The sequence below is a fragment of the Pedobacter fastidiosus genome (genome assembly GCF_014306625.1).
Classification (GTDB): domain Bacteria; phylum Bacteroidota; class Bacteroidia; order Sphingobacteriales; family Sphingobacteriaceae; genus Pedobacter; species Pedobacter fastidiosus.
The window spans coordinates 187,175-196,762 of sequence record NZ_JACRYL010000010.1 but is presented as its reverse complement, the minus strand read 5'-3'; the positions used below and the strand labels follow the sequence as shown (position 1 = coordinate 196,762).

General features: G+C 36.0%; 7 protein-coding genes and 1 tRNA gene. 4 read left to right on the top strand and 4 right to left on the bottom strand.

Going from position 1 to position 9,588, the window contains the following annotated elements; translation table 11 throughout:
- The first annotated feature begins 215 nt into the window (after positions 1 to 215).
- Together H7U22_RS13030 and H7U22_RS13025 are read left to right on the top strand one after the other, a co-directional pair.
- Entirely contained in the window at positions 216 to 2,006 is a 1,791-nt protein-coding gene (locus H7U22_RS13030) for an ABC transporter ATP-binding protein (protein WP_187071789.1), read from the top strand.
- Between the two features lie 78 nt (positions 2,007 to 2,084).
- Positions 2,085 to 2,408: a DUF3276 family protein gene (locus tag H7U22_RS13025; RefSeq protein WP_187071788.1), complete on the top strand. Its 324-nt coding sequence runs from the start codon at positions 2,085 to 2,087 to the stop codon at positions 2,406 to 2,408.
- Positions 2,409 to 2,836: 428 nt separating this feature from the next.
- Here H7U22_RS13025 and H7U22_RS13020 read toward each other — a convergent pair whose 3' ends face one another.
- On the bottom strand, positions 2,837 to 3,298 hold the full coding sequence (locus H7U22_RS13020; protein ID WP_187071787.1) for a DUF5362 family protein: 462 nt from the start codon (positions 3,296 to 3,298) through the stop codon (positions 2,837 to 2,839).
- A 157-nt stretch (positions 3,299 to 3,455) separates the two neighbouring features.
- Between H7U22_RS13020 and ychF the strand changes: the two genes are divergently transcribed.
- Positions 3,456 to 4,550, top strand: a complete 1,095-nt coding sequence (ychF, locus tag H7U22_RS13015) for a redox-regulated ATPase YchF (protein WP_187071786.1) — start codon at positions 3,456 to 3,458, stop codon at positions 4,548 to 4,550.
- Between the two features lie 337 nt (positions 4,551 to 4,887).
- On the opposite strand, the gene H7U22_RS13010 is transcribed toward ychF, so the two are convergent.
- Together H7U22_RS13010 and mgtE are read right to left on the bottom strand one after the other, a co-directional pair.
- A complete protein-coding gene (locus H7U22_RS13010; RefSeq protein ID WP_187071785.1) occupies positions 4,888 to 5,508 on the bottom strand; it encodes an HAD hydrolase-like protein in 621 nt (206 codons plus the stop codon).
- Between the two features lie 9 nt (positions 5,509 to 5,517).
- Complete coding sequence (gene mgtE / locus H7U22_RS13005; RefSeq protein ID WP_187071784.1) at positions 5,518 to 6,894, bottom strand: magnesium transporter; 1,377 nt, start codon at positions 6,892 to 6,894, stop codon at positions 5,518 to 5,520.
- A 349-nt stretch (positions 6,895 to 7,243) separates the two neighbouring features.
- On the opposite strand from mgtE, the gene H7U22_RS13000 reads away from it, so the two are divergent.
- Positions 7,244 to 7,315, top strand: a tRNA-Arg gene (locus H7U22_RS13000).
- Positions 7,316 to 7,845: 530 nt separating this feature from the next.
- Here H7U22_RS13000 and H7U22_RS12995 read toward each other — a convergent pair.
- Positions 7,846 to 9,564 (bottom strand): TonB-dependent receptor, encoded by a 1,719-nt coding sequence (locus H7U22_RS12995; protein WP_187071783.1) that lies wholly within the window; start codon positions 9,562 to 9,564, stop codon positions 7,846 to 7,848.
- Positions 9,565 to 9,588: the final 24 nt, after the last annotated feature.

Genomic DNA, 9,588 nt, shown 5'->3' with positions numbered 1-9,588 from the left:
CGGCTTGAAATGGATAGCGGGGCTACAATTGCGATGAAATACCGAACCATTCGTTTTCAAAAAAATCTATAATTAAGTGAAAGGCTTTGAAAAATCAATTCCAAAGCACTAGTAAATTTGTCAAAGCTGAAACGAATGTCATTAATTTTTAAAGCTTACGCACACACCTACATTTATATAGTATGAAATAACAAATTTATCTAAGTTTGTAATACATGAAACATCTGAGCAGATTAAACAAGTATTTTCTTAAATATAAGTGGTGGATAATTCCTGGAAGTATCTTCGTTGTGATCTCCAACATTTTTGGTGTTGTGCCTGCTCAGGTAATTGGTTACGCTGTAGATTTAATTACAGAAAACATCCAGATTTATAATCTTTTTCAAGGTTTTGAAAGGCAGGAAATCATTTATAGCATTTTCAGCAGCAACCTGCTTTATTTCGGCTTATTGGTTATTGCCCTTTACGTTTTGCGGGGATTGTTTCTCTTCTTTATGCGTCAAACCATTATTTTAATGTCTCGACATATTGAGTTCGATATGAAAAACGACATTTATCAGCACTACCAAGAACTGAGTTTGGGTTTTTATAGAAGAAACAATACCGGCGATTTAATGAACCGAGCAACGGAAGATGTAAACCGAGTGCGGATGTATGTTGGCCCAGCAATTATGTACACGATTAACACTTTTGTTTTATCGGTATTGATTATTTGGTCGATGTTTGATGTAAATTCCAAACTGGCCACTTATTGTTTATTGCCTCTTCCTTTTTTAGTGATCATTATATATTATGTAAATACTTTGATTTTTAAAAAGAGTGGGAAAATTCAGGAGCGTTTATCAGATCTTTCGAGTTTTGTACAAGAACGTTTTTCGGGCATCAGGATTATAAAATCTTATGTTCGAGAGGATTATACCAGGAATATGTTCGAAATACAGAGCAATGCGTATAAAAAAGACTCAATGAGTTTGGTGAAAGTATCGGCGCTCTTTTACCCAACAATGTTACTTTTAATTGGTTTGAGTACCATTTTGACTATTTACATTGGTGGGATCCAAGTAATGAATGGAAGTATTACGGCCGGAAATATTGCCGAATTTATTATTTATATCAATCAACTTACTTTCCCAGTAACCATGTTGGGCTGGGTTACTTCTTTAATTCAAAGGGCAGCTGCATCGCAAAAAAGGATTAATGAGTTTTTGGATATTCCTTCTGATATTCAATCTAAACAAACTGAAGAAATAGAATTGAAGGGAAACATTAAGTTCGAAAATGTAAGTTTTACTTACCCAGATACAGGTATTGAGGCCTTAAAGAACGTTAATTTCGAAATCAATAATGGAGAATTTGTTGCGATAATAGGCAAAACAGGTTCTGGAAAATCTACACTTGCCAATTTAATTATGCGAATGTACGATGTTGAGGATGGCGAAATTAAGGTTGATGGGGAGAATTTAAAATCGGTAAATCTTAAAAATTACCGCGGTCAGATTGGTTTTGTTCCGCAGGAAGTTTTTCTTTTTTCTGACACCATTAAAAACAACATTGCCTTTGGTTTGGATGAAGTTACGGATGAGCAGGTATTTGATGCTGCTAAAAATGCTTCGGTTTACCAAAACATTATAGATTTTGAAGAACGCTTCGAAACCATGCTTGGCGAACGTGGCATTACCCTTTCTGGCGGACAAAAACAACGTGTATCAATCGCCAGAGCATTAATTAAATCGCCGAAGATCTTAATCTTTGATGATTGCCTTTCTGCTGTTGATACCAAAACTGAGGAAGAAATATTACAAAATCTGAGTAAAATTATGCTTGGCAAAACAAGTATTTTAATTGCACACAGAATTTCTACTATTAAAAATGCAGATAAAATATTGGTGCTTGATGATGGAAAGATTATAGAACAAGGTACACACCACCAATTACTTAGCTTAAATGGCGCTTATACCGAATTGTACAATAACCAACTTTTGGAAGAAGAAAGCAGAAGTATTTAAATTCTGTTAAATACTATTTTGAACTTTAAATATTTGCTTTATATTTACCGAAACCAAAAACCAACATCAATACCAACCATGGGAGAATTCGACAACAAAGAGAGAGAAGAAGTTTTTTCAAAGAAAGTAAGGGCAGGTAAGAGAACTTATTTTTTCGACGTGAAGGCTACTCGTTCAGGTGATTATTATTTAACAGTTACCGAGAGCAAAAAAAGATTAGAAGACGGGGTATTCGTAAAACACAAAATCTTTCTATATAAAGAAGACTTCGAAAAATTTACTGAAGGATTAACAGAAACTGTTGAATACATCAAAACTCACCAAGATGTTGTAGAAAAACGTTATGAATATTCTGAAAACGGAGAACATAGCACAAAAACTAACGACGATTTTTCTTTTTAAGTAATATATATTTCTATATAAAGCCTTTGTTTAAACCACAAAGGCTTTTTTTGTATGCGCTGAGCACATTAGGTTTGGTGATAAAATCGCTATATTGATTTGTAATTTGATATCACCACTAAAGCTAGAAGAACTATTCAATTGTATTTTCTTACATTCCTTATATGGTAAAATTGAAAGTGATCCTTCAATTTCTAAGGTTAAAACATAACCAAAGCTAGACGGACCATTCACTTACATTTTCTTATATTCCTTATATGGTAGAATTGAAAAGTAATCCTTCAATTTCTAAGGTTAAAACATGATTAAAGCTAGACGAACCACTCACTTATATTTTCTTATATTCCTTATATGGTAAAATTGATAAGTAATCCTTCAATTTCTACGAGCATAAAAAAACAGTAATCTGAAATTAATGAAGTTTTTAATTATTTCATTGCAATACTTGCCCCAACGATAAAAATTAGAAGAAAATAAAGAATAATAATTACGATGGTTAGGATTCCCCAAAATTTAAATAAAGATTTCATGTTGAGCATGGCTTCATTTAAACTTTCTTGTTCACCATATAAAACAGCATGTTTGCCTTTATTGGAAAACCTAAATAATAATAAACTGGGATAGAAATAAATTAGGGCTATAACCAAATACATAATTGTTAAGCCAATTCCACCTATACCAGCTAATGGACCCAATTGTTTTAACATGGCTGGATTTGCACCAATTGCGGCGCCAATGCTTAAAGAACCAAGAATTAAAAGTGCGGATAAAATAAAACCGATAATGGATAAGAACCTGCTCCACTTTGTAATTTCATAAATATAGCTGCGCATTTCTTCTGTAACAACTAATTTTACTTCTTGGGGAACGTCTTGTTCTAAATCTTCCATGGGCTTAATTCTCTAATTTGGCTTAAACTTAGATAAAATATCGATTTCCTACAAGCGAAAGGATTTAAATAAAGGTTTTAAAAGCTTATCTTTGCCGACTTTAAGAAAGGTGAAGGTGGGGTTCGTAAATCGTAAATCAAATAATTTTAAAATATAAATGGCATTACAATGTGGTATAGTGGGTTTACCAAATGTTGGAAAATCGACACTTTTTAACTGTTTATCAAATGCGAAAGCACAGGCGGCCAATTTTCCGTTTTGTACAATTGAGCCAAATGTTGGCGTAATTACAGTGCCTGATGAAAGATTAACTAAACTTGCAGAATTGGTTAAGCCAAATAAGGTGCAACCGAATACAATTGAGATTGTTGATATTGCCGGCTTAGTAAAAGGCGCATCTAAAGGTGAAGGATTGGGAAACCAATTTTTAGGAAATATCCGCGCTACGAATGCAATTATTCATGTTTTGCGTTGTTTTGATGATGGTAACGTTATTCACGTAGATGGATCTGTTGACCCTATTCGTGATAGAGAAATTATTGATACCGAGTTACAGCTAAAGGATTTGGATACCGTTGATAAACGAATTCAGAAAGTAGAAAAAATGGCTAAAACCGATAAAGAGGCTAAACGCACTTTTGAAATTTTAACTGTTGTAAAGGCACATTTAGAAAGTGGAAAATCTATTCGTACTGCATCTCTTCCTCAAGATGATTTCGATTTTATAGAAGATTTGGGCTTGTTAACGCAAAAACCTGTAATGTATGTTTGCAATGTTGATGAAGCATCGGTAATCAACGGAAACAAATATGTTGATTTAGTAAAGGCAAACGTTGCTGATGAGAATGCTGAGGTTTTGGTAATCTCTGCAAAAATTGAATCGGAAATTGCTGAACTGGAAAGTTATGAAGAACGCCAGGAATTTTTGGCTGATTTAGGCTTAACTGAATCTGGTGTTAATAAATTGATTCGTGCGGCTTATAAATTATTAAATCTTTACACCTATTTTACTGCTGGTGTTACTGAAGTTAGAGCTTGGACCATTACCAAAGGATTTACTGCGCCACAGGCTGCAGGCGTAATTCATACCGATTTTGAGAAAGGTTTTATCCGTGCTGAAGTAATAAAATATATTGATTTTGTAACATTAGGTTCGGAAAATGCTTGTAAAGATGCGGGTAAATTAGGTGTTGAAGGCAAAACATACATCGTTGAAGATGGAGACATTATGCATTTTAGATTTAATGTTTAACTCCTAAAAGGGACTTTGAAAGCATGAAGCCATTCGAGAGAGTGGCTTTTTTTATGGGCTGATTTGCCACGGAAACCCAGAATGCACGGAACCTGGGTCGAATTAATAATTTAGAAAGGCCAACTTTGCAAATGTAAATAGTAGCACAATCTTAATTTCTTAAACCCGATTGAAGTGGCATCCCCTATCCCAATGGCTATCGGGATTTTATCAGGGATATAACGGAAAGCCCCATAGGGGTTCCTTTGGAACGGGAACAGATTTTAAAAAGAGATGCTGTCTTTGCTTTCCCAAAACATTTTATCCCTTTTTTTTGATTTGCACTGATTTATATGGCTTAAACCTCCAAACCAAATGCAGCTAACTGCGCTTTTGTATCTTCATAGTTAATGTGATGAATTCCTTGCAAGCCCAAACCTTCTGCAACCTGAACAAAAAGCATTCTATCATCGATATACAAACTCGTTGCAACATCGCTCTGCGAAATATCTATGGCAACTTTAAAAATATCTGCATCGGGTTTACGGAAATGAACAAAGCTTGATGAAACAAAGAAATCGACGAATTCATTTAGCTTGAAAGTATTAATTCTGTATTGATTTAATTCTCTTCCCTCATTGCTGATTACGGCAACCTTAAGATTGTATTTCTTTTTTAAATCGCAGATTAATGCAATCATATCGTTATAAGGCAACGATTTTTTGAACATAAATTCTTTAAAATCATCGTAACTAAAGGAGCGTTCTGTAAAAAATACAATTCTTTCCAAGTATTCATCCAGCGTTAATTTACCAACTTCATAAGTATCAAAAGTAAGGTGATGGCGTTCTTCCAAATCTACAGAATCGAGATTAAAAAGTACCGCAGCTTCTCCCCTCGCCTGTCTATCCCATCCGTTTGTTAACAAAACACCACCGATATCGGTAAATAAGGTTGTAATTTTCTTTTGGTTTTCCATGAATATAAGTTAAAGCAGTACGCCTTTTAAAAACAAAACAGCAAAGCTGAAGTAAATAATTAATCCAGTAACATCTACAAGGGTTGCTACAAAGGGAGCTGATGAAGTTGCAGGATCGGCACCTAATTTTTTGAGCAAAACAGGCAACATTGAGCCACTTAAAGAGCCCCATAAAACCACAAAAACTAAAGAAACGCTAATTGTAGCAGCAATTAAAATCCAATGTTCTCCGTAAACATTTGGTGCGGCAACATGCCAAACAAGAATCCGAAGAAAGCCTATTATTCCTAAACATATGCCGAGTAAAAATCCCGAAGTAATTTCTCTTCGCATTACAAGCCACCAATCTTTAATCGTAACCTCGCCCAAAGCCATGGCTTGAATAATTAACGTTGAGGCTTGAGAACCGCTATTACCACCACATGATATAATTAATGGGATGAAAAGTGCCAATACAGTTGCTTTATGAATTTGCCCTTCGAAAAAGCCCATTGCTGTGGCTGTAAGCATTTCGCCAATCATTAAAATAGCAAGCCAACCCACACGTTTTCTTACCAAATTAAAAATCGAAGTATCCAGATATGGTTCATCCAAGGCAGCACTACCTCCAATTTTATGCATATCTTCTGTGTATTCTTCGTTGGCAATCCACAAAATATCATCAACGGTTACAATACCTAAAAGAATATTATTTTCATCAACCACTGGCAAAGCCACACGGTTGTTCATTCGGAAAATATTAATGGCATCTTCCTGCGGATCATTTGCTTTAAGTGCTATGAAACGTTTATCGGTTAACTCGCCAATGATGGCTTCCGGATCTGCCAACAAAACCTCTCGAATTCGAATGTCATCTAATAAGACACCTTCCTTATCGATTACGTAAACAACATCAATGGTTTCAGAATTTTTTCCGTAACGCCTAATGTGTGCCAAAACTCTGGTTATAGACCATTCTGGTTTCACAGCAATGTAATCGGGCGTCATTAACCGGCCGATACTGTCTTCTTTATAGCCTAAAAGCGCAAGTGATTCTTTACGTTCTTCTGGAGGTAAAAGCGTAATCATCTTTTTAACTACGTCGCCTTTTAATTCACTAAAAAGTGCTGTTCTATCATCAGGAGGAAGATCCTTAATGATTTGATTAAGTTTATTTCCAGAAAGTTTTTTAATGATCCGTTCTTGTGTTGGGAAATCGAGAATTCTGAAAACGTTTACGGCTCTATTAACAGAAATGGTTTCGATAAATTTTGCTGCGTATTGTGGAAGTTCATCAATTAGTTGTTCTACATCCGAGATATTCAGCTCATCTAGATATTGCTTTAATGCTTTATCGTTTTCTTTTTCAAGCAGTTCCTGAACCTCTTCTACAACCAATTCTTCCATAAACAACAAAATTTCTTATTACATGCTTAAACCTTTATAAACGGTTCGCAAAGGTGCGTTTTTATTTCTTAAAAAGCCAACATTGATTGCTTTATGACTAATTTTTAGAAAATTAAATCTCTTTAAATTTGAAATAGAAATCAGTTGTGTTTTATCTAAATCGCTGATTTTATTCTGCCGAAAAATAAAATTTAGATTTACACCATTTAATTATTTCTAATTGGTTTTTATCGCATTGATAAACTAACAGACTAAGCCTTCGGTTGTTTTTAAGGCGACTAAAAGAATCTTAATTTTAGCTTAGATATTACAGCAAACTAAGTTTAGGATTTTCTATATTTGCAGTTCTGTTCCCATAGTTCAATGGATAGAATTGTGGTTTCCGGTACCACCGATGTGGGTTCGAATCCCGCTGGGAACACAAACGAGACAAATCAGTTTTTAAGCTGTTTGTCTCGTTTTTTATACGATCAACTATTAATCGAACAAATTAGTTTCATGCATTTGTTTAACCAAGGTATTCGATTAATCCATCAAAGGAATAGAATTCGGCATACTGCTTCGACTCTTTATACTTTTAATGAATTCTCTTTTTAAAAGGATACATCACTATACTGATGCCATTAAATTGACTGAAAATGAAAATTTAGAGTGGTTTTAATGGATTTTTCCCTTCTTGAGAACTTCCTGTACATTTGAATCTGATACTTCCGTTCAAGATATCCAAAAGATTAAGCGTATTATTTAGCTCTTTTGATATGTGCAGACCAATGATTACTGACCAAATACTGTTACTTACTAAAGTGAATTGCCAATAGCTTTAATATCACTAAAACTAGTCATGTTCGCCAGAAATCCTTGCTGTAATAGTTCGCATTACCAAATGAATGACTATATTGAAGCGTCTACTTCATCTCTATGTATTGATTCGCTCAAATTTGTTTCTATATTTTATCTAAAACTATACCCATAACCAAGGGTGGTGGTTAAATCATTATTTTTACCCTTTGACATTATATTGCGGTTCTGGTTCATTAAACTAAAATTTAGATTATGTTTTTTCATTACTACATAAGATGCATTAGCCCTAACATTCAGTACACTGCTCTGCCTTATACCCATCGAATTGCTCAAGTTATATGAGGTAGAAAGACTCGTAGTCAGTGTCTTCTTAAACAGTTTTGCGTTCAATGAAAGTGTGGGTCCCATAGTCAGAAAATCGTTTTTGCCAATGGTATTGTAGCTGGTATTATAGGCAAGTGTGAAACCGATTGCCTGCTTTAAGAGCATAACCGAGTAAGAAGTAGCCAGGTTATAGAACTGCGACGCATTTCCATTTGCCACAATCCCGCCCTGCTGATCAGATGCATCCTGAAAGCTCAAACTAAGGTTAAAGGTCTGGCTCTGCTTTTCATTCTTTTTGGTCAGCCAGTTCATATTGAAACTGGCATTCTGTGAAATCTGCACATAATTCAGGGTATCGATATTCTGGAACTGCGACTGTTGATTGATGTAATCAAACTGCTGGCGCATGTTCATATGTGTCTGAAAACTTGAATAGCCTACAGATGTCTGAAGTTTTTCGCTCGGGCTGTAAGTTACATTTACCGAGCCTACAAAGCGGGTTGTTCCCGATGCCTTGGAGTTGTCCAGATTGTCCCGCTGAAAACCTACATTAACGGCCATGTTCGCCTTGTCCTTGAAAAGGCTCTGTGCCATGTTAACGGTAATGTTTTCCAGATCACTATTAAAGTAATAAGCACCCAATGTTTGATAGCCAGGTGCAACTCTTTCATATCCTACACCCAGTGTACTTTTTTTATAGGTGTAGCTCAACTGTGTTTTGTAAGCCGAATAATAACTCGTAGAACCATTGCCTTTTGATAAAAGGCTTAGGTAATTGTGATTTTCCTTTCTGCTACTGGTATCCCTAAGGTCACGCGTAAGAGCACTTGTTGCAAATTCTCCCGAAAGCTCCAGACCGGGCATGGGCCTAACCTTTGACTCCCAGCTCATCACCAGGTTCTGCTGTGGAAAGATCAGCAGGCTGTCCGGACGGTTAACCAGCGAATTCTGGTCGTCTTTTGCATGGAAAACGGTGAGTCCAAGCGTATAGTTTTTTTTCTCGTAGCCAAGCTTTGTACCATAGCCCATGCGCCTGTAACCAGGTTGGGCATTTCTGTTTAAGGGTTCGTAATCAACTGCACGTTGCAATCGCCCGTACATGGCACTTATTTTCCACGGCCCATCAGGGGTCAGGTCAAAGCCAACACCTGTAAACTGATGTCCGCTCAGGGTATAAGGCGAAAATGACATGGATACATCTCCGATATGCCCGGCTACCCATTTATAGGTTGGGTTTAGGCTCAACCGGTTTGGCATTGTTGGGTAGCTAAAGCCATGCCCGCTGTTGGTAAGATTGAAGGAAAACGGAAGGTTTATCTGGCCAAAAAGGCTGGCGTTTACACTGCCCTGAAAAAAATAGGTAAAGGGATCACGCATGGTCGGCCCGTTGCCGGTAAAGTAAACACTGCTGGCGTTTACCCCACCGCTGAACTTTACCGGCGTAGCTTTTGTAATATTTTTCAGTCCCGCTATATCTACATTCTGCGAATATGCATTTACAGCATAAACTATTGTGACGGTTAGAGCGTATAATATTTTTCTCACTGGGTTAAGGGTTTAATTTAGATG